This is a genomic window from Streptomyces sp. DF42 (assembly GCF_058267695.1).
In genome coordinates this window covers 3152995-3173543 of record NZ_CM177859.1, presented here as the reverse complement: position 1 = coordinate 3173543, position 20549 = coordinate 3152995, and the positions used below count along the sequence as shown (strand labels likewise).

The window sequence follows — 20549 nt, the reverse complement described above, 5'->3', positions numbered from 1 at the left end:
CCGAGAGGGGCACCGGTGAACGACCGATACGACGCGGGCTACGGCGGCGACCACGAGGAGCACGAGGAGCCGTACGAGCTCGTCGGCTACGACGAGTACGGCCGGCCCGTCTACCGGCAGGCCCAGCCGCAGCAGGCTCCCCCGCAGCAGTACGACCCGTACGCGCAGCAGCAGGGCTACGGATACGACCCGTACGCGACCGGACGGCAGCAGCCGGTCCAGCCGCAGCAGTACGACCCCTACGGCACCGGCCAGCAGCCTCCCGTGCCCTCCTACGACCCCTATGGCAGCGGGGGGACGACCCAGGGCGGTGCGCCCGGAGCGCCGTACGACCCCTACGGGCGGGCCGCGGCCGGCGGTCAGCAGCCCCGTGTCGCCGAGCAGACCGCCTACATCCCGCAGCAGGCCGGCCCGTCGGAGCCGGCACAGGACGACCCGCAGGCCGCCGCTCGGCCCGAACGGGACTACCGCACCGAGCAGTTCGCCTTCGTCGAGGATCCCGACAGTGACTCCGAAGACGTCATCGACTGGCTGAACTTCACCGAGAACCGCACCGAGCGACGCGAGGAGGCCAAGCGGCGCGCCCGCAGCCGCCTCGTCGCCCTCGTCGTGGTGCTGGCCCTGGTCGCGGTCGGCGGAGTGGGCTACCTCTGGTACGCCGGGAAGCTGCCCGGCCAGTCGTCGTCCTCCGGCTCCAGGACCGGTACGGCGACCGCCGCGGGCGCCCAGAGCCGCGACGTGATCGTCGTCCACCTGCACAACACCAAGAAGGGCGGCACCTCCACGGCGCTGCTCGTCGACAACACCACCACCAAGCAGGCCACCACCGTGCTGCTGCCGAACTCCCTCTCCCTGACGGACGACGACGGCACCACGACCACCCTCGCCAAGTCGGTCGACGAGGACGGCTCCTCGGGCACCCGCGACGCCATCGACACGGTCCTCGGCACCGACATCGAGGGCACCTGGCGGCTGGACACCCCTTACCTGCAGAACCTCGTCGACCTCGTCGGCAACATCGACGTCGACACCAACGCCGACGTACCGGACCCGGACGCCAAGAAGGGCAGCGCGCCGCTGGTCCACAAGGGCAAGGGCCAGACCCTCAGCGGCAAGACGGCCGTCGCCTACGCCACCTACCGCGCCGCCGGCGAGGCCCAGAACGCCCAGCTGGAGCGGTTCGGCCAGGTCATGCAGGGAGTGCTGCGCAAGCTGTCCTCCGATCCGAAGGGGGCGACCACCACCGTGCAGACGCTGGCGCAGATCCTGGACCCCTCACTCACCGACAAGGACCTCGGCACCTTCCTCGCCAAGCTCGCCGACCTCGCCAAGGGCGGCGACTACAAGACCGCCCTCCTGCCCGTGCAGAACGACGGCACGCTGAGCGCGCAGGCAAGCACCAGTGTGGTCAAGGACGTCCTCGGCGGCACCGCCAAGAGCCCCGACCAGGGCTCCGCCGTGCGGGTCTCCGTCCAGAACGCCAGCGGAGTCAAGGACAACACCGAGAAGGCCCGCGTCGTACTCCTCAACGGCGGCTTCACCTTCCTGGGAGGCGGCACCGCCACCACGTCGGCCACGTCGGCCACGTCAAGGGTCGTCTACACCGACGCCGCCGACAAGGAGAACGCCACCGAGGTCGCCAAGACCCTGGGCCTGCCCGCCGGCTCCGTCACCAAGGGCGCGACCACCTCGAACGCGGACGTCTCGGTGACCCTCGGCCAGGACTACAAGCCGTCGTAGTCCTGGCCCGCAGGCCCGGGAGAGAACGCAGGAAGCGGGGCCGCCCCACGTGATCCCCCAAACGCGTGGGGTGCTCCCGGCGGTCCGTGAGACCCTTGACGTCAAGTGACCGCCGACCGAAAGCCACGTAGTGACCGCCACTGACCGCTCCACCGAGCTCATCAACGCCGCCGCTCAGGCGGCCGCCGACAAGCTCGCGCACGACATCATCGCCTACGACGTCAGCGACGTCCTGTCGATCACGGACGCCTTCCTGCTGGCCTCCGCGCCCAACGACCGCCAGGTCAAGTCGATCGTCGACGAGATCGAGGAGCGGCTCCAGAAGGAGCTCGGCGTCAAGCCGGTGCGCCGCGAGGGCGACCGCGAGGCCCGCTGGGTCCTGCTCGACTACGTCGACATCGTCGTCCACGTCCAGCACAGCGAGGAGCGTGTCTTCTACGCCCTGGAGCGGCTGTGGAAGGACTGCCCCGAGCTGGAGCTGCCCGCCGACGCGAAGGCCACCCGGGGCAAGGCCGAGGAGCACGCCAAGCTGCGGGCTGCCGAGGAGGCGGCCGACCTGGGCGGTGAATGGTGATGAGCGCCACCGGTGAGGTGTCCGCGGGCCGTCCCGGCCGCGGGCGCCGCGTCATTCTGTGGCGGCACGGCCAGACCTCCTGGAACGTGGAGCGCCGCTTCCAGGGCAGCACGGACGTGCCGCTCACCGAGGACGGCGTGGCCCAGGCCCGCCGCGCCGCCCGGCTGCTCGTCTCCCTCAAGCCTGACGCGATCGTCGCCTCCGACCTCCAGCGGGCCGCGAACACCGCGGCCGAGCTGGCCGCGCTCACCGGCCTCGAGGTCACCCACGACGAGGGGCTGCGCGAGACCTACGCGGGCGTCTGGCAGGGGCTGACGCACGACGAGATCATCGCCCGCCACGGCGAGGAGTACGCCGCGTGGAAGCGCGGTGAGCCGGTCCGCCGCGGCGGCGGCGAGCTGGAGACCGAGGTGGCCGAGCGGGCCGCTCCCGTCGTGCTGCGGCACGCCGAGAAGCTCCCCGACGAGGGCACCCTCGTGGTGGTCAGCCACGGCGGGACGATCCGCACCACCATCGGACGCCTCCTGGGCCTGGAGGCCCGCCACTGGGAGAGCCTCGGCGGTCTCTCCAACTGCTGCTGGTCCGTCCTCGGCGAGGGCGCCCGCGGCTGGCGCCTGCTGGAGCACAACGCCGGCACGCTGCCGGAGCCGGTGCTCGGCGACGACGACTGAACGCCGGACCGGCCGTCGTGCCGGGCCCCTGATCCGGATTTCACTTTCCGGCAGGTCGCAGGCTAAAGTTCTTCTTGTTCGCCCCGCCGAGCGGGGCGAAACATCATGTGGCTCCACCACATGACAGAAGGACAAGGGGCTATAGCTCAGTTGGTAGAGCGCCTGCATGGCATGCAGGAGGTCAGGAGTTCAATTCTCCTTAGCTCCACAGATCGGATCCCGTCCCCTCAGGGGGGCGGGATCTTTCGTTGTCGCAGACCACCGCGGGGGGTGGGCCGTACGGCGCCGCAGCCACGTGGGAGCCACCTCGGCACCGAACTCCACGCCTCCGGGGCCGACTTGGCCCGCTCGTCACGGTCGCGCAGTTCGGACGGCTGACTGGGCTCGCCGCGTTCGGCACACTGTTCCCCAAGCGTCTTGAGTCACTTGGGGCCCGGCGGCGTATATCTCTGCGGAGGCGCCTTTGGCGTGCACGTTCGCGCCGGCCGGGACGGCCGCGGAGGGTGCCGTGTCCGGACTGGTACTGAGGCGTCGCTGACCGTATTGCTCCGGCCGTGGCAGAATCAAACGGCCGGAAGGGAGCGCGGCCCGACGGGAGGGAGCAGTGATGCCTGCGAGCATCCTCGAGGAGGTCGGCCACCTCCTCGAAGCGGCGTCGACACGGGACACGGTCACCCGTCTGAGCTGCCCTTCCTGTGGTTCCGTCCATGTCGCCCAAGTGCTCGGCGACAACGGCGGAATCTCCTACGTGTGCACGGCCTGCGGCCACAGCTGGAGCTGATCGATGGGTGCACACAGGCGAAAGTGCGATTGGTGCGGCAGTGGTACGCCCATCGTCCGGGACATGGAGCCGGTCAACCCCGACTACCAGTACTGGTGCGAGGAATGCGCGAGGGCGCTGATCATAAAGGGCGATCCGATCGAGACGTACCGCGAACTGGAGGGCGAGCCGATCTACGGCCGCCTCCTTGAGGAGCACTGCACACTGAAGCGGTTCTATTCGTTCGTCACGGCATGACACCCGTCGGCCTTGTCCTTGGCCGACGGAAACGATTTGGTGTTGCACCCGGTCGACCGTGTAATGTTGGCGTCGCCGCCGGGGAAACCTGCCGGACAGCGCCAATATCCGGCTTCGCCGGGTGACGCGAGGGGCTATAGCTCAGTTGGTAGAGCGCCTGCATGGCATGCAGGAGGTCAGGAGTTCAATTCTCCTTAGCTCCACAGGACTTGGAAGGCGGGTCATCCGATGGATGGCCCGCCTTCCACGTGTGTGAGCGGTGCAACATGACGGCGGGCCACCCCGAGGAGGGTGGCCCGCCGTTTCCGTCCGGTTCAGCGGCCGTTCGGGCTCAGCGGCCCAGCGCGCGCCGGCCGCGGCCCTGCGAGAGGACCGGCAGGTTGCGGGAGGGTGCCCGGTCGCGTGCCGCCTCCTCCTCGATGCGCAGGGCGAGTGCCGGGCAGCGGCGCACCGCGCGCAGGGCCTTGGCCTCCGCGTACCGCGGCACCTGGGCCTGGGCGACGGTCGGGAAGCCGTCGGCGCCGAGTTCGAACACCTCGGGGAGGATGTCGGCGCACAGGCCGTGGCCGCGGCACAGGGTCCAGTCCACGTAGATCTTCTGGCGGCTGGGGCCGTTCTCCTCCGGCTCTCCGCCGCCCGCGATGCCCGCGGGCATCTGGCCGCCCTCGAAGAGCGGCAGAACGCCCTCCACGGGCCGTCCGCAGCCGTTCCCGAGGACGTGCGCGGCGAGGTCGTCGGTGAACGCCTTGATCGTCGACTCCAGGAACATCGCGGAGCCGTCCGGGTGCGAGCAGGCGCCGCGCCGCTTCACGTTCTTGGCGACCTGCTTGAGCGCCTCCAGTGCGGCCGGGCCGCCGCCGCCCAGGATGTCCGCCATGCCGCGCGCGGCGGCCGGCAGACCGAGGTAGCAGGGACCGCACTGGCCCGCGCTCTCCTCCGCCAGCCACTGTGCCACGCGCAGCGACTCGCCCAGCGGGCAGGTCTCCTGAGTGATCGGCAGGATCGCGCCGGCGCCCAGCGCTCCACCCACCGCGTCCAGGGAGTTGCGGGAGACGATCGCCTCGTTGACCGTCGCCGCGTCGATCCACTTGCCGTGGTAGCCGCCCGTCAGCACCCCCTGCGGGACCGGCGGGGCGCCGGCGAGCTGGAGGACGTAACGCAGCGGGACGCCCGTGGGGACCTCGATCACCATGGGGCGTGCGACCGCGCCGGAGACCGTCAGCATGACGGTGCCCGGCTCGTCGTACAGACCGGTGTTGCCGTAGCGCTCCGGGCCGATGCGGGCGGCGATCGCCAGCTGGGCGAACGTCTCGGCGTTCGACAGCAGGGTGGGTGCGCCGCCCACGCCGTTCTGGGAGGCGCTGACCTTGCGGCCGGGCGGGATCGCGGGGCCGCCGTCGATGGAGCGGATCAGCGACGCGGCGGCGCCGGTGACCATGCGGACCGGGTTGCGCTGGACCCAGGCCTTCAGTGCCGAGCGGCGTCCGTTGCTCAGGCCGCGCTCGGCGAGCGCGGCCTCCATCGAGCGCTGCGTCGACTCACGGGTGACCCCCACCACGAGCGTGCGGGCGCCCAGCGCCTCCGCGACCAGCAGCGCGCCGTCCAGGATGAGGTGCGGGGCACGGTTGATCAGCACCGTGTCCTTGCGGCAGGCCGGCTCGTCCTCGCTGCCGTTGACCACGACGACGGGCCGTACGCCGCGCTTGATCGCCGCTTCGGCGACCGAGCGCAGCTTCTTGTGGAAGGGGAAGCCCGCGCCGCCGCGGCCCTTCAGGTTGATGTTCTCGGCGAGTTTGGCGAGCTGCTCGCCGCCCAGGGGTTCGAGCGGCCCGTGCACCTTGAGGTGCATGGACAGATCGAGTCTTTCGACAAGGTCGAAGCCAGACGTCAGTTGCGGAAGGCCGACCACGCGGACTTCCGGGACGTCGGGCAGGGCCTCGTTCACCTATAGCCTCCGGAGGGCGTGTTCCAAGGTTCGCCCGAACCCGGTGCGTCGTACGAGGCACCGGGCGATGGTTCGTTGGCGGGACCGCTGTGGTACGTGCCGTTCTGGTTGTACGTGTCGCTCTGGTTGTACGTGGCGTAGCCCGTGTTCGTCTCACCGGTGTCGTACACATCACTGTTGCGATAGGCGGCTGTGCTCGAATTGTCGTAGGTCGGGATGTTGTATCCGGTGTCCTGCATCGGGTCGTACGCCGATGGGGGCGCCTCGCCGACCGGAGGAGGCAGGGGGACCGGCCAGCTCCCCGAGGTGCTGCCGCCGCCGTCCATGCGCGGGATCGCCTCCGTGGCCTGCATGTCCACGGGCATGTCCATGCGCGCGGTCCGGTCGGCCGCGTAGGGCTGCTGTCCACGCTGCTGGGGAGTGACGGCGCGATAGGCGGCCGCGAAGCCGTTCGAGGGCTCGGGGGACATGGTGCGCGAGGCCGGGGCCTCGTACAGGGGTGCTGCCGCCGGGATGCTTCCCGTGTCGGTGACCGACTGCCTCGGTGCCCGCCTGTTCTCGTAGCCGGGCAGTGCCGAGGAGCCCTCGGCGACGCGCGCGCGACTGGCTTCGAGCTCCTCGGCGCGGACCGGCCCCGGCTCATTGCCCAGAATCATGGCGAGGCGGTCGGCGACCTTGCGCTTGAACGGGCGCGGCGCCGCACGCAGCGCGAGGGCCGCTGCGACCGCGACCACGCACAGCTCGTACGACACCATGAAGAACGTCTTCGCCGGCCGGCCCGCGAACAGGCCGTGGAGCAGCGCCGCGCACCAGGCCGGGTAGGCGAGCATGTGCATGGCACGCCAGCGCGCCGCGACCGGCGCCGGGGAGGCGAACTGGTTGCGGAGCGCGCCGGTGATGCCGACGAAGATCATGAGGTACGCGGCCAGGGAGCCCATGCCGATGAGGGTGGCGCTGCCCGGGTTCGCTCCGCCGGTGCCCGAGAAGAGCCAGCCGAAGGGGAGCAGGGCCGCGATCCAGTCGGCGTGGTCCAGTGCCAGCTTGACCCCGATGTGTATGAACAGGAACGCGATCGAGGCGACGGCGGTCACCCGGTGGATGCCCTGCGCGACGATGCGCTGGCGGATGTTGAGGACGAGCCGGTCCTGGGCCACCAGGCCCCAGATCACCGAGCAGGTGAGGCAGACGAGCGACAGGACGCCCGCACCGAAGTTCAGGAACTGCTGCAGCCAGTCGCCACCGAGCATCACGACGACGGGTATCAGCAGCAGTACGACAGCCGAGGCCACCCCGTAGGCCGACCGGCCCGGTTTGGGGAGCGAGGTGTTACTACGACGAGCGTTCATGGGGGCAACTCCGAAGCAGTTCGGGAAGGCGGTCCCGCTGCCGAACTCTAAGTGTCTCCATACCGATCGGTACGAGGTTTGAGTTATTGCGTTGTTATCAAAGGACCGCGCGCTTGTTGCGATGTCCCGGTGTTGGTCGTTACGCGAAGTAACGTTTGACCTTGGTTCAGTTTTTGTCGGGTGATGACCGATGCCAAGGAGCCATACGCACGCGCGTCGCATCGTGCTCAAGCGCTGCGGTACCCTAACCGCATGCGTGCCGTACGCCTTCTGCTTAGCGAGCCGCGCTGATCAGTCCCGACCGCCGGAACCGGCAGGTCGGCATCGGCGCGGCGTCCCCTCCTGTGTGAGGGGATTTTTCGTTTCTCGACGACACAGCCGCAGGCAGAGACGATCGATGGAGCTTAAGGATCATGAGCGAGACGAACCCCGCTGCCGCCGAGGTGGCCGCGCCGCACCGCTACACGGCCGCCGTGGCGGCCGAGATCGAGGCACGCTGGCAGGACTTCTGGGACGCCGAGGGTACCTACGCTGCGCCGAACCCCAAGGGTGATCTGGCCGGGGACCCCGAGGTCGTCGCCCGTCCCAAGAAGTTCATCATGGACATGTTCCCGTACCCCTCCGGTGCGGGTCTGCACGTCGGTCACCCCCTGGGCTACATCGCCACCGACGTCTTCGCGCGTTTCCAGCGCATGACCGGCCACAACGTCCTGCACACCCTGGGCTTCGACGCCTTCGGCCTGCCCGCCGAGCAGTACGCCGTGCAGACCGGCACGCACCCGCGCGTGTCCACCGAGGCCAACATCGCGAACATGAAGTCCCAGCTGCGCAGGCTGGGCCTGGGCCACGACAGGCGCCGGTCGTTCGCCACGATCGACCCGGACTACTACAAGTGGACCCAGTGGATCTTCCTGCAGATCTTCAACTCCTGGTACGACGACGAGGCCGGCAGGGCCCGCCCGATCTCCGAGCTGATCGCCCGGTTCGAGACCGGTGAGCGCGCCGTACCGGGCCACACGCGCGCGTGGCACGAACTGAGCGCCATGGAGCGTGCCGACGTCCTGAGCGAGTTCCGCCTGGCGTACGCCTCCGACGCGCCGGTCAACTGGTGCCCCGGCCTGGGCACCGTGCTGGCCAACGAGGAGGTCACCGCCGACGGTCGCTCCGAGCGCGGCAACTTCCCGGTCTTCAAGGCCAAGCTGCGCCAGTGGAACATGCGGATCACCGCGTACGCCGACCGGCTGCTGGACGACCTGGACGCGCTGGACTGGCCCGAGGCCATCAAGCTGCAGCAGCGCAACTGGATCGGCCGCTCCGAGGGCGCCCGCGTCGACTTCCCGATCGACGGCGAGCGCATCACGGTCTTCACCACGCGCCCCGACACCCTGTTCGGCGCGAGCTACATGGTGCTGGCGCCCGAACACCCGCTGGTCGAGAAGTTCACCCCGGCCGCCTGGCCGGAGGGCACGCACGACGTGTGGACCGGCGGTCACGCGACCCCGGGCGAGGCCGTCGCCGCCTACCGCGCGCAGGCCGCCTCGAAGTCCGACGTCGAGCGGCAGGCCGAGGCCAAGGACAAGACGGGCGTCTTCATCGGCGCGTACGCGACCAACCCGGCCAACGGAGACCGGCTGCCCGTCTTCATCGCCGACTACGTCCTGATGGGCTACGGCACTGGCGCGATCATGGCCGTACCCTGCGGCGACCAGCGCGACTTCGAGTTCGCGCGGGCCTTCGAACTGCCGGTCAACTGCATCGTCGAGCCGACGGACGGGCGCGGCACCGACACGTCGACGTGGGAGAACGCCTTCGCTTCGTACGACGCGAAGATCATCAACTCGACCAACGACGACATCTCCCTGGACGGCCTGGACGTCGCCGAGGCCAAGGCGCGCATCACCGAGTGGCTGGCGCGCAAGGGCCTGGGCGAGGGCACGGTCAACTTCCGCCTGCGTGACTGGCTGTTCAGCCGCCAGCGCTACTGGGGCGAGCCCTTCCCGATCGTCTACGACGAGGACGGCGTCGCCCACTCGCTGCCCGAGTCGATGCTGCCGCTGGAGCTGCCGGAGGTCGAGGACTACTCGCCGCGCACCTTCGACCCGGACGACGCCGACACGTCCCCCGAGACGCCACTGTCCCGCAACGAGGACTGGGTCAACGTCACGCTGGACCTGGGCGACGGCCCGAAGCGGTACCGCCGTGAGACCAACACCATGCCCAACTGGGCCGGTTCCTGCTGGTACGAGCTGCGCTACCTGGACCCGCACAACAGCGAGAAGCTGGTCGACCCGGAGATCGAGCAGTACTGGATGGGCCCGCGCGAGGGCCAGCCGCACGGCGGTGTCGACCTGTACGTCGGCGGCGCCGAGCACGCCGTACTGCACCTGCTGTACGCGCGCTTCTGGTCCAAGGTCCTGTTCGACCTGGGGCACGTCTCCTCCGCGGAGCCGTTCCACAAGCTGTTCAACCAGGGCATGATCCAGGCTTACGTCTACCGCGACAGCCGCGGCATCGCGGTACCGGCCGCCGAGGTGGAGGAGCGCGACGGCGCGTACTACTACCAGGACGAGAAGGTCTCCCGGCTGCTGGGCAAGATGGGCAAGTCCCTGAAGAACGCGGTCACTCCGGACGAGATCGCCGCCGAGTACGGCGCCGACACGCTGCGCCTGTACGAGATGGCGATGGGCCCGCTGGACGTGTCGCGGCCGTGGGACACGCGCGCGGTCGTGGGCCAGTTCCGGCTGCTGCAGCGGCTGTGGCGCAACGTCGTCGACGAGGCCACCGGTGAGGTCACCGTCTCCGACGCCGAGCCCGACGACGAGACGCTGCGCGCCCTGCACAAGGCGATCGACGGGGTGCGCCAGGACCTGGAGGGCCTGCGCTTCAACACCGCCATCGCCAAGGTCACGGAGCTGAACAACGCCCTGACCAAGGCGGGCGGCGCGGTGCCGCGCTCCGTCGCCGAGCCGCTGGTGCTGCTGGTCGCGCCGCTGGCCCCGCACGTCGCCGAGGAGCTGTGGAGCAGGCTGGGCCACAGCGACTCGGTCGTCCACCAGGACTTCCCGGTCGCCGACCCGGCGTACGTCGTCGACGAGAGCGTGACCTGCGTGGTGCAGATCAAGGGCAAGGTCAAGGCGCGGCTGGAGGTCTCGCCGTCCATCTCCGAGGAGGAGCTGGAGAAGGTCGCGCTGGCCGACGAGAAGGTCGTCGCGGCGCTGGACGGCGCGGGCATCCGGAAGGTCATCGTGCGGGCACCGAAGCTGGTGAACATCGTTCCGGCCTAGGCGCCTGCGGTCTGGGTGCCGGTGGCCCAGGCGCCGGAGGCCTGGGGCGTGAGCGCCTCGGGGTAGTCCCCTACGGGCAGGTTCGGGGTTCGTCTGGAACTCCGCGCCTGCCCGTCTCGTTTACCGTGGAAGAGCGACGCCGTATGGGTCGCGACCGGTCGGAGGAGGAGCGGTGGAAGCAGTGATCGCAGTATTCGCCCTGCTCTTCGTGCTCTTCCTGGTACTCGGCGCCTACGCCACGGTGAAGGCGGTCGGCGCCGCCAAGCGAGGCGTGGACCGCACGATCACCCAGGCCCGCCGCACGGTCGAGGACCACACCCTGCGGGCCAAGTCCTTCGTCCAGCCGGGAGCGGCGGGCGAGCTGGCCCAACTGCGGCTGAAGCTGCGCACATCGATGCGCGCGACCCAGGACGCGCTGCACGCGGGCGTGGCCGAGGACGAGTCCCTCAAGGAGTCCCTGGGCCTCTTCGAGCGCCTCAGCGCGCACGGGCACGAACTGGACGGCGAGCTCAGGCGCCTGGAGGCCGAGCCGGACCGGACCACTCTCGCCGAGCGGCTGCCCGACCTGCGGGAGCGCACCGAGCGCATCGTTCAGGCGGCCGACTCACTGCGCTGGGCCGCCCGCGACCGGGCCCGCCGCTTCGCCGACGACGACCTGGACTCGCTGAGCGCGCAGATAGACGTGGAGGCCGGTGCCCTGCGGCACTGGACGACGGCGGAGCCCGCGTCGGCCCCGCCGCCGTGGCCCGACGCCCCGGCCGCCGACGGCGAGGCATCTCGGCAGACCTGGCCGGAGGCGCCCCGGTCGCGCACGGCCGAGGAGCCGACGCGGACCGCCATCACCCCGCCGGTGCGGCGCCCTTCCTACCCCTGGCAGAAGAAGCCCCGCCCCGAGAGCACTACTTGATCCGGTCAAGGGCATACCAGGTGAGAGGGGCCGGGCTGCCGCCCGGGCACTACGGCAGGTAACCTCCAGCTCATGTCCCGCCATGTCGCGATCGTCACCGATTCAACGGCCTACCTGCCGCCGCGGACGATGGAGCGCCACGGCATCACATCGGTGCCGCTGACCGTGGTCCTCGGCGACCAGGCGCTGGACGAGGGCACCGAGATCTCGACCCGTTCCCTGGCCCAGGCACTCCAGAAGCGGCGCCCCGTCACCACCTCGCGTCCCAGTCCCGAGCTGTTCGCCCAGACCTATCGCAAGGTCGCCGAGTCCGGTGCGACCGGTATCGTCTCCCTGCATCTCTCCGCCGAGCTCTCGGGTACGTACGACGCGGCGGTCCTCGCGGCGCGCGAGGCACCGGTACCGGTGCGGGTGGTGGACACCGGCATGGTCGCCATGGCACTCGGCTTCTGCGCGCTGGCGGCGGCGGAGGCGACGGAGGCCGGCGGCACGGTGGACGAGGCCGTCACCGCCGCGGAGAAGCGGGCCTCCGGCACGGCGGCCTACTTCTACGTCGACACCCTCGATTATCTGCGCCGCGGCGGCCGGATCGGCGCCGCGCAGGCGCTGCTCGGCTCCGCGCTCGCCGTGAAACCGCTGCTGCAGCTGGACGGCGGCCGTATCGAACTCCTGGAGAAGGTCCGCACCGCGTCGAAGGCGATCGCCCGCCTTGAGGAGATCGTGGCCGAGCGCGCCGGCAGCGCACAGGTCGACATCGCTGTCCACCACCTCGCAGCCCCCGACCGGGCAGCGGCGCTCGCGGACCGGTTGCGGGCGCGGGTGACCGGGGTGGTGGACCTGCATGTGAGTGAGGTGGGGGCCGTGATCGGAGCGCATACCGGGCCGGGGTTGCTGGGGACTGTGGTCTCGCCGCGGTGACGGCGGTGCAGTCGCCGGGTGCCGGGTGCCGGGTGCCGGGTGCCGGGTGCCGGGTGCTGCGGGTTGGGTGCTTTCTGCGCCGTGCTTTCTGCTGTGTGGTGTCTTCCGTGTGCTGTCTTCTGTGGGTCGTTCCGCTCGTGTGGGTGACGTGGTTATCCACAACTGGCTGGTAATCCCCGGGAATTGAGCAAGATCATCGCGAGATCGGCGGGCTGTCCGATCCTCGTCGCATGGCACTTCGATCACGTTCACGTACAGCGACCGTCTCCAGCGGCCCGGGACGCGGACCCGCCTCCGACGGCCGGATCCGCCCTCGCCCGCTGCCGCTGAGGAGCCGTGCCCGGCACCGGCACGCGTCGGCGGAGGAAGCCCGCCGGCGTGCGCAGGCACTCTTTCCCGAACGTGCCGGTGATCGGCGGGAGTTGGGGACCGGGCCGCCGCCGGTGCTGCCTGTGGAGGAGGACGGCGAGCACGGTTCGTTCTCTGCGACTCCGGTGAGAGAAGCGGTTGAGGGCACGGAGGTTTCCCCGGCAGGAGAGGCCTGGCGTGCGCGGGCCGGGCATGCTCTGCGGGAGCGGATGCCGTTGTGGCTGCAGGCGAGGTGTGGGCTGGAGCGGCGCAGCGTGTTCGCACTCGGGGCGCTGCTTGTCGTGGCCGCCGTCTTCGCCGTTCAGCACTTCTGGGTCGGGCGGACACAGTCCGTGCGGGCGCCCGAAGTGGTGCGGGCAGCGGCTCCGTTCGGTGAACGGAAGGGGAGCGGAGAGCCGGAGCCGGACGCATCGGCCGGGGCGCCGGACACCGTGGGCACCGCGCGGACGGCGGCGACCGCCGGGGCCGAGATCGTCGTGGACGTCAGCGGCAAGGTCCGTGACCCCGGGATCCACCGCCTGCCCGCTGGGTCACGTGTCGCCGACGCGCTGCACGCGGCCGGCGGGGTGCGCCCTGGCACCAGCACGGACGGCCTGAACCGGGCCCGCTTCCTTGTGGACGGTGAGCAGGTGATCGTCGGCGGTTCCGCTGCCCCGGCACCCGGTTCGGGCGGTGTGGCCGGCGGCGGCCCGGCCGGCCCGCCGGCGGGTGCTGCTCCCGCTGCTCCGGTCGCGCTCAACACCGCCACCGTGGACCAGCTCGACACCCTGCCGGGCGTCGGCCCCGTGCTCGCCCAGCACATCATCGACTACCGCACACAGCACGGCGGCTTCCGCTCCGTGAACGAGCTGCGCGAGGTCAACGGCATCGGCGACCGCCGCTTCGCCGACCTCCGGAATCTCGTACGGCCATGAGGCGCACGCCAGCGCCCCCGCCCGGGCGCGCCACCGTCCACGCCGCCTCAGGAGGACGGCTCGGAACCGCCCACCCCAGACAGGAAGGACCGACGGACCTACGCCTCGTACCGCCCGCACTCGCGGCTTGGGCGACGGCGGCGTTGATGCTGGACGCGCCGTCCGGCTGGGTCGCGGGTGTCGCGGTCCTCTGCCTGACTGCTGCGGTGGTCCTGCTGGCGGTACGGCGACGGGGAGGACGAGCCGGTTCGCCGACACCGAAGCCAACGCCGACGCCTATGCCGGGTCTGTGGCCGCGGGCCCCGGTCGCTGCCCTGCTGCTCTGCGTCGCCGCTGCCGCCGTCTCCGCCGGGCTGCACGGAGCCGACCTGCGGCGCGGGCCCGTGCCCGGGCTGGCCCGGCAGTACGCCACCGTGACCGCCGAGGTCGAGATCACCTCCGACCCGCGGCTGACCAGGCCCCGGATCAGAGGGGATCATGCCGCTCCCGCCTCCGTGGTGATGGAGGGGGAGGTACGGCGGGTCGAGGAAGCGGACGGGGCGGCGTTGGCGACGCGGGCACCGGTGTTGGTGATCGTCGACGTGGGGGCGGGCAGTGCCCGAACGAAGGCCGACGTTGAGGGGCGATCACGGTCCCCCTGGCTCGAGTTGTTGCCCTCCACCCGGCTGCGGGTCGTTGCGCGGTCGGCGCCCGCGGCGGTCGGTGGGGACCGTATCGCCGGGGTGCTGCGGGTGCGGGGGCAGGCCGTGCCGGAGGTGACGGAAGGACCGTCGGGCATCCAGCGGTTCGCCGGGCGGTTGCGGGCCGGGCTGCGCGAGGCGACCGAAGGACTGCCGGCGGACGCGCGGGCGCTGCTGCCCGGGCTGGTCGTCGGGGACACCTCGCGGATCACTCCGGAACTGGACGAGGCCTTCAAGGACACCGACCTCGCGCACACGCTCGCCGTGTCCGGGAGCAACCTCACGATCATTCTCGCCCTGCTCATCGGACCGCCGGGCATGGCGCAACTGGTGGAGCGCCGGGGGCTCGCGCCCCGGCTCGGCATCCCGCTGCGGATGACCGCGCTGCTCGGGGGAGCGCTCACACTCGGCTTCGTGGTCGTGTGCCGACCGGATCCGAGTGTGCTGCGTGCCGCGGCCTGCGGTGCCGTCGTGCTGCTGGCCCTGGCGACCGGACGCCGCAGATCGCTCGTCCCGGCGCTGGCGACGGCGGTACTGCTGCTCGTGCTGTACGACCCCTGGCTGGCTCGGAGTTACGGCTTCCTGCTCTCCGTGCTGGCCACCGGAGCCCTGCTCACGCTTGCTCCGCGCTGGAGCGAGGCGCTGCGGCGGCGCCGGGTCCCGCCGAGGCTGGCCGAGGGGCTGGCTGCGGCGGCCGCGGCGCAGGCGCTGTGCGCACCGGTCGTCGCCGTGCTGTCGGCACGGGTGAGCCTGGTGGCGGTGCCGTGCAATCTGCTCGCGGAGATCGCGGTGGCGCCGGCCACGGTGCTCGGTTTCGCGGCGCTGGCGACCGCCCCGGTGCTGATGCCGGTGGCCAAGGTGCTGGCCTGGTGCGCGAGTTGGCCTGCCGACTGGATCGCGGACATCGCCCGGACCGGGGCGGCCCTGCCCGGCGCGGGAGTGGACTGGCCGGGCGACTGGAGCGGAGCAGGCCTGCTCGCGCTGGTCACGGTGGCCGTCCTGCTGGCCGGACGCCGGTTGTTGAGACATCCCTGGGTGTGCACCGCCTGCGGGGTGCTGCTCGTGCTCCTCGTGGTGCAGCCGCCGCCGTTGACGAGGGTGATCACGGGGTGGCCGCCGCCGGGATGGCGGTTCGCGATGTGTGACGTGGGGCAGGGCGACGCGACCGTGCTCGCGGCGGGGGACGGCAGCGGTGTGGTGGTCGACGCCGGGCCCGATCCAAGGCTCGTCGACCACTGTCTGAGCACGCTCGGCATCACCAGGATCCCCCTGATCGTGCTGACCCACTTCCACGCGGACCATGTGGCCGGGCTGCCCGGTGTGCTGCGCGGGCGTTCGGTGGGGGCGATCGAGACGACCGGCTTCGACGAGCCTGCGGACCAGGTGGAGTTCGTACGGAAGCAGGCGGCGGCACGGCGCATCCCGGTGACCCGGGCCGTGGCCGGCGAGCAGCGGCGCACCGGTTCGCTGTCCTGGCAGGTGCTGTGGCCTCCGCCGAGCCCGGCACCTGATCCGGACGGGCCGAACGACGCCAGCGTCGCCCTGCTCGTCAGGTCGGCCGGGCTGCGGCTCCTGCTGCTCGGGGATCTTGAACCCACGGCCCAGCAGGCGCTGTTGAGTTCGCCGCAAGGGGCACAGCTCGGTGGCGTGGACGTCCTCAAGGTCGCCCATCACGGTTCGGCCTACCAGGACCCGGAGCTGATACGCAGGGTGGCCCCGCGGATCGCGCTGATCAGCTGCGGGAAGGACAACCCTTACGGGCACCCGGCCCCCAGCACGGTCGCGGCCTTGCGGGCCGGGGGCGCGCTGGTGCTGCGGACGGACCGGGACGGGGCGCTGGCGGTCACGGAGACGGAGACGGGGACGGGGACGGGCAGGGAGTTGCAGGTGGCGCGAGACTGAGGGCATGCATAGCTCACAGGTCGACGCCTACCTCCGCCGTCTGGGAATCGAGCCCGCTCAGTGGCCCACCGCGCCCACCACCCCCACCATCGAGGGTCTGCGCGACCTGCATCTGCGTCACCTGCAGGCCGTGCCCTTCGAGAACCTGTCGATCCACCTCGGCGAGGAGATCGTGCTGGAGGAGAAGCGGCTGCTGGACAAGGTGGTGGGGGCGCGGCGGGGCGGGTTCTGCTACGAACTCAACGGGGCGTTCGGGGCCTTGCTCGCCGCACTGGGTTTCGAGGTCACCCTGCTCGCCGCCCGGGTGCACGGCGACGAGGGGCGGCTCGGGATCCCGTGCGACCATCTCGCGCTGCGGGTGCGGACGGTGGACGGGAGTGACTGGCTGGCGGACGTCGGCTTCGGGGCGCACAGTCACTGGCCGCTGGCGTTCGGGGAGAGGGGTGAGCAGAAGGATCCGGGCGGCACATTCCGGATCGTCGAGGCGGGGCCGGACCTGGACGTCGTCGTGAACGGCAGGCCGCAGTACCGGCTGGAGGTGCGGCCGCGTGAGCTCGGCGACTTCGTGGCCGGGGCGTGGTGGCACAGCACCTCGCCCGTGTCGCACTTCGTGCAGTCGTTGGTGTGTTCAAGGGTGACGGAGGACGGAGGGAGGATCACGCTCAGCGGGCGCACCTTCAAGGTGACCGGCCCGGACGGGGTGCGGGAGGAGCGTGAGTTGGGCACGGACGAGGAGGTGCTCGGGGTGTACCGGGACCGGTTCGGGATCGAGCTCGGCTGCGTGCCGACTGTGCGAAATCCGCGCAGGAGCGACTGATTGGGTCCACGAGGGACCATTCGTTGCTACTCGTGCGTAGGCAGTGCGTGTTGCCTCGAAAGCCACAACGGTGATCGAATGTGTCTTCGGCAGCGTGTGACGTCGAGGTGCACAGGGGTGGCGTGGATGTTCGGCCGCTGGTTGGCAAACCGAACGAGCAGAGAACAACGGACGAGTCCACTGGCGGCGGTGCAGACCCCGCCGACGGCCGGGGTGCTGAGCTGCCGGGTGCTGGATCCGGTCCACGCGCCGGTGACGCATGCGGAGTTCGCCGTCAGCGACCCCATGGGGCGCAAGGTGGCCGGCGGGGAGACGGATCCCTTCGGGTCGTTCGTGACGACGGTGCCCGCGGGGGAGTACCGGCTCGCGGTGTCGGCCGAGGGATACACGCCGTACCGGGCCAGCGCGACCGTCGGGGAGAATGCACTGGCCTCGCTGGGCGACGTGACGCTTCAGGTCGCGCGGCCGCCGGAGCTGCCCGCGGCGGGCGACTGGGAGATCGAGCCTGCGCACTCCTCGATCGGGTTCACCGCGCGGCACATCGGGCTGGCACGGATCCACGGCCGGTTCAACTCCTTCGCGGGGGCTGTACGGATCGCGGATCCGATGGAGCAGTCGGCGATGCATGTGGTGATCGACGCGGCGAGCATCGACACGAACGTCAGGATGCGGGACGACCATCTGCGCTCCGGCGACTTCCTGGACGTGGCGCGCTTTCCGACGCTGGAGTTCTACAGCGAGCGGTTCGTGCACAAGGGCGGCACCCGGTGGGCGGTCACGGGGGCGCTGTCGCTGCACGGCGTGACCCGTACGGTCACGCTCGACACGGAGTACCTCGGGCTCGGCAACGGCATGGAGGGCGAGGTGCGGGCGGCCTGCCGGGCCACGACGGAGCTGCATCGGGACGACTTCACGGTGAGCTGGCAGACGATGCTGGCGCGGGGGATCGCGGTTGTGGGGCCGAGCATCCGGATCGACCTCGATGTGCAGGTCGTGCGCAAGGGGTGACCTGCGGGAGCCTGACGTCAGTGCCGGACAATGGCTGCCGTGAGCGATGTGAGACATGTCCTGGTGCTGCCGGACCGTGATGCCGCGGAGGAGGTGGCCGAGGCGCTCGGGGAGCGGTTCGGGCTGTCCGAGCAACCGCGGCTCGTCAGGGACGCGCTGGCCGGTGAGGACGACGCGGAGGACGCGCAGTGGCTGGTCGTGCTGCGGGACGAGGACGGGCGGCTGGATCCGGGGGAGCTGGACGAGTTCGTGGGGGCGTGGGACGGGTGGCGGGAGGAGCCGTGAGCCGGTGAGCCTGCGGCGGGAGCCCGTTGTCAGTGGTGCGTGCGATGCTTGTCGCGATGGCCAGGAAGACTGCTGATGACGACCTTCTCGCCCCGGTGACGCTTGCCGTGGGCCAGGAGGACCTCCTGCTCGACCGTGCCGTGCGGGAGGTGGTGGCCGCCGCCAGGGCCGCCGACGCCGACACGGACGTACGTGACCTGAACCCGGAGCAGTTGCAGCCCGGCACGCTCGCCGAGTTGACCAGTCCGTCGCTCTTCGCGGAGCGGAAGGTCGTGGTCGTACGCAATGCGCAGGATCTTTCGGCCGACACCGTCAAGGACGTGAAGGCGTATCTCGGGGCGCCCGCCGAGGAGATCACCCTCGTGCTGGTGCATGCGGGCGCGGCGAAGGGCAAGGCGCTTCTCGACGCCGCGCGCAAGGCGGGTGCGCGTGAGGTGGCCTGCCCGAAGATGACCAAGCCGGCGGACCGGCTGGCCTTCGTGCGGGGGGAGTTCAGGGCGGTCGGGAGGTCTGCCACGCCCGAGGCCTGTCAGGCGCTCGTCGACGCGATCGGGAGCGATCTGCGGGAGCTGGCGTCCGCCGTTTCCCAGTTGGTCGCGGATGTGGAAGGGACCATCGACGAGGCCGTTGTCGGGCGGTACTACACCGGGCGGGCCGAGGCGTCGAGTTTCACGGTTGCCGACCGGGCCGTGGAAGGGCGGGCGGCCGAGGCGCTGGAGGCGCTGAGGTGGTCGCTGGCCACCGGGGTGGCGCCGGTGTTGATCACCAGTGCGCTGGCGCAGGGGGTGCGGGCCATCGGGAAGCTGTCCTCCGCGCGAGGGGGGCGGCCGGCCGATCTGGCGCGGGAGCTGGGGATGCCGCCGTGGAAGATCGATCGGGTGCGGCAGCAGATGCGGGGGTGGACGCCGGATGGGGTTGCTGAAGCGTTGCGGGCGGTTGCTGAGGCCGACGCGGGGGTGAAGGGGGGCGGGGACGATCCCGAGTACGCGTTGGAGAAGGCCGTCGTGACCATTGCGCGGGCAGCGCGGTCGCGCGGGCGGTAAGTGTGGATGGGGGTGGGTGTTGCGGGGCCTGCGTCGGTGTCGGCGCCGTGTGTTCTCGCCCCCGCCGCCCCTACCCGTCCCCTTCCCAGGGGCGCCGCCCCTGCCGCCCCAGCCCCCCGGCTTCGGCTTGGGTGGCCTTGTCTTCATGCGCTGGACGGGCTGGTTGGGGGGCTGCCCCTGTCGCTTCCTCCGGGGGCTGCCGCGATCAGTCCCCCGCGTTGGCTTGGGTGGCCTTGTCTTCATGCGCTGGACGGGCTGGTTGGGGGGCTGCCCCTGTCGCTTCCCCCGGGGGCTGCCGCCCCCCCCCAGACCCCCGCTTCGGCCTGGACGGCCTCGTCCTCAAGCGCCGGACGGGCTGATTGAGGGGCCGCCCTTCCCCTCACCAAGCACGCTGGAAGTGCGGAGGCCCGCGTCCCCGGACCCCTGATTCGGGCCCACCAAGAACGCAAGAAGTGGCGAAGGCCCCGCCCCCACCCTGGGGAAGGGTGGGAAGCGGGGCCTTCGGTTCACGATGTCGAGCCCGTACCCGCGTGGCGAACGCAGGCCGCGTACAGGCTCTGGGAGCCGGTCGGGAGCGGATGAGAGAGGGCCCGCTCTGGTCCTTCCGGCTGTTCGGTCCCGTAGGACCGGTCAGATCAGTGAGAGGTTCAGCCCTGGAGGGAAGCGACCTTGGAAGCAAGCGCCGACTTCTTGTTGGCGGCCTGGTTCTTGTGGATGACGCCCTTGGAGACGGCCTTGTCGAGCAGACGCGCGGCAGCGCGCTCGTGCTCGGTGGCCTTCTCGACGTCACCCGCGGCAGCGGCCTCGCGGGCCTTGCGGATCGCGGTCTTCAGGGAGGACTTGACGGCCTTGTTGCGCAGCCGGGCCTTCTCGTTGGTCTTGATCCGCTTGATCTGGGACTTGATGTTCGCCACTGATGAGCCTTTTCAGGTTCTGGTCCGGGGCCGCAAGGGACCCGTCCCGGTGATTTTCTGGAGTATGCCTCGTGCTGAGAGGGCAGGAGACACAGCCACCCAGGCTACCAGGGGCCCGGCCCATGGCCCAAAACGGTTCCCGGTCCCCGCCCGTGGGACCATGGAGCCTACGTATAGATCCGACCCGAGGCATAAGGCGCCTCAAGAGACAGGA

The 20549-nt window shown here is 70.8% G+C and carries 17 protein-coding genes and 2 tRNA genes; 16 read left to right on the top strand and 3 right to left on the bottom strand.

Annotated features, from left to right (window positions below; genetic code table 11):
* The first annotated feature begins 15 nt into the window (after nucleotides 1–15).
* The 7 genes from ACYUED_RS14445 (at nucleotide 16) to ACYUED_RS14415 (ending at nucleotide 4206) form a co-directional block, all read left to right on the top strand.
* A complete protein-coding gene (locus ACYUED_RS14445) occupies nucleotides 16–1740 on the top strand; it encodes an LCP family protein (protein ID WP_491292689.1) in 1725 nt (574 codons plus the stop codon).
* A gap of 130 nt (nucleotides 1741–1870) precedes the next feature.
* Nucleotides 1871–2314 carry a ribosome silencing factor gene (gene rsfS, locus ACYUED_RS14440; RefSeq protein ID WP_491292687.1) on the top strand — a complete coding sequence of 148 codons (444 nt, stop codon included), beginning with the start codon at nucleotides 1871–1873 and terminating at the stop codon, nucleotides 2312–2314.
* Nucleotides 2314–2985: a histidine phosphatase family protein gene (locus ACYUED_RS14435; protein WP_491292686.1), complete on the top strand. Its 672-nt coding sequence runs from the start codon at nucleotides 2314–2316 to the stop codon at nucleotides 2983–2985. Before rsfS ends, ACYUED_RS14435 begins: the two co-directional genes overlap by 1 nt.
* 135 nt (nucleotides 2986–3120) lie before the next feature.
* Nucleotides 3121–3193: transfer RNA gene (locus tag ACYUED_RS14430), tRNA-Ala, on the top strand.
* A gap of 399 nt (nucleotides 3194–3592) precedes the next feature.
* Complete coding sequence (locus ACYUED_RS14425) at nucleotides 3593–3766, top strand: hypothetical protein (protein ID WP_107057459.1); 174 nt, start codon at nucleotides 3593–3595, stop codon at nucleotides 3764–3766.
* Nucleotides 3767–3769: 3 nt separating this feature from the next.
* Nucleotides 3770–4003, top strand: coding sequence for a hypothetical protein (locus ACYUED_RS14420; protein WP_003976229.1), 234 nt, complete (start codon nucleotides 3770–3772; stop codon nucleotides 4001–4003).
* Between the two features lie 130 nt (nucleotides 4004–4133).
* Nucleotides 4134–4206 (top strand) — tRNA-Ala (locus tag ACYUED_RS14415).
* A 128-nt stretch (nucleotides 4207–4334) separates the two neighbouring features.
* Here ACYUED_RS14415 and ACYUED_RS14410 read toward each other — a convergent pair.
* Complete coding sequence (locus ACYUED_RS14410) at nucleotides 4335–5948, bottom strand: NADH-ubiquinone oxidoreductase-F iron-sulfur binding region domain-containing protein (RefSeq protein ID WP_491292685.1); 1614 nt, start codon at nucleotides 5946–5948, stop codon at nucleotides 4335–4337.
* A complete protein-coding gene (locus ACYUED_RS14405; protein WP_491292684.1) occupies nucleotides 5945–7294 on the bottom strand; it encodes a ferric reductase-like transmembrane domain-containing protein in 1350 nt (449 codons plus the stop codon). The genes ACYUED_RS14410 and ACYUED_RS14405 overlap by 4 nt, the downstream gene beginning before the upstream one ends.
* Before the next feature lie 413 nt (nucleotides 7295–7707).
* On the opposite strand from ACYUED_RS14405, the gene leuS reads away from it, so the two are divergent.
* From leuS to holA, 9 genes are all read left to right on the top strand, one after another.
* The gene (gene leuS, locus ACYUED_RS14400) at nucleotides 7708–10578 is read left to right on the top strand and encodes a leucine--tRNA ligase (protein WP_491292683.1); all 2871 of its coding nucleotides are present in this window, start codon (nucleotides 7708–7710) and stop codon (nucleotides 10576–10578) included.
* A 172-nt stretch (nucleotides 10579–10750) separates the two neighbouring features.
* Entirely contained in the window at nucleotides 10751–11485 is a 735-nt protein-coding gene (locus ACYUED_RS14395) for a hypothetical protein (protein ID WP_491292682.1), read from the top strand.
* Between the two features lie 72 nt (nucleotides 11486–11557).
* The gene (locus ACYUED_RS14390; protein WP_491292681.1) at nucleotides 11558–12403 is read left to right on the top strand and encodes a DegV family protein; all 846 of its coding nucleotides are present in this window, start codon (nucleotides 11558–11560) and stop codon (nucleotides 12401–12403) included.
* A 230-nt stretch (nucleotides 12404–12633) separates the two neighbouring features.
* Nucleotides 12634–13686 carry a ComEA family DNA-binding protein gene (locus ACYUED_RS14385; RefSeq protein WP_491292680.1) on the top strand — a complete coding sequence of 351 codons (1053 nt, stop codon included), beginning with the start codon at nucleotides 12634–12636 and terminating at the stop codon, nucleotides 13684–13686.
* Nucleotides 13683–16268, top strand: a complete 2586-nt coding sequence (locus ACYUED_RS14380; protein ID WP_491292679.1) for a ComEC/Rec2 family competence protein — start codon at nucleotides 13683–13685, stop codon at nucleotides 16266–16268. The genes ACYUED_RS14385 and ACYUED_RS14380 overlap by 4 nt, the downstream gene beginning before the upstream one ends.
* Nucleotides 16269–16272: 4 nt before the next feature.
* Nucleotides 16273–17085: an arylamine N-acetyltransferase family protein gene (locus tag ACYUED_RS14375; RefSeq protein WP_491292678.1), complete on the top strand. Its 813-nt coding sequence runs from the start codon at nucleotides 16273–16275 to the stop codon at nucleotides 17083–17085.
* Between the two features lie 126 nt (nucleotides 17086–17211).
* On the top strand, nucleotides 17212–18093 hold the full coding sequence (locus ACYUED_RS14370) for a YceI family protein (RefSeq protein WP_491294257.1): 882 nt from the start codon (nucleotides 17212–17214) through the stop codon (nucleotides 18091–18093).
* 30 nt (nucleotides 18094–18123) lie between these two features.
* Complete coding sequence (locus ACYUED_RS14365) at nucleotides 18124–18378, top strand: hypothetical protein (protein ID WP_491292677.1); 255 nt, start codon at nucleotides 18124–18126, stop codon at nucleotides 18376–18378.
* 56 nt (nucleotides 18379–18434) lie between these two features.
* Nucleotides 18435–19421 carry a DNA polymerase III subunit delta gene (gene holA, locus ACYUED_RS14360; RefSeq protein ID WP_266514167.1) on the top strand — a complete coding sequence of 329 codons (987 nt, stop codon included), beginning with the start codon at nucleotides 18435–18437 and terminating at the stop codon, nucleotides 19419–19421.
* Between the two features lie 647 nt (nucleotides 19422–20068).
* On the opposite strand, the gene rpsT is transcribed toward holA, so the two are convergent.
* A complete protein-coding gene (rpsT, locus tag ACYUED_RS14355; RefSeq protein WP_266514164.1) occupies nucleotides 20069–20335 on the bottom strand; it encodes a 30S ribosomal protein S20 in 267 nt (88 codons plus the stop codon).
* Nucleotides 20336–20549: the final 214 nt, after the last annotated feature.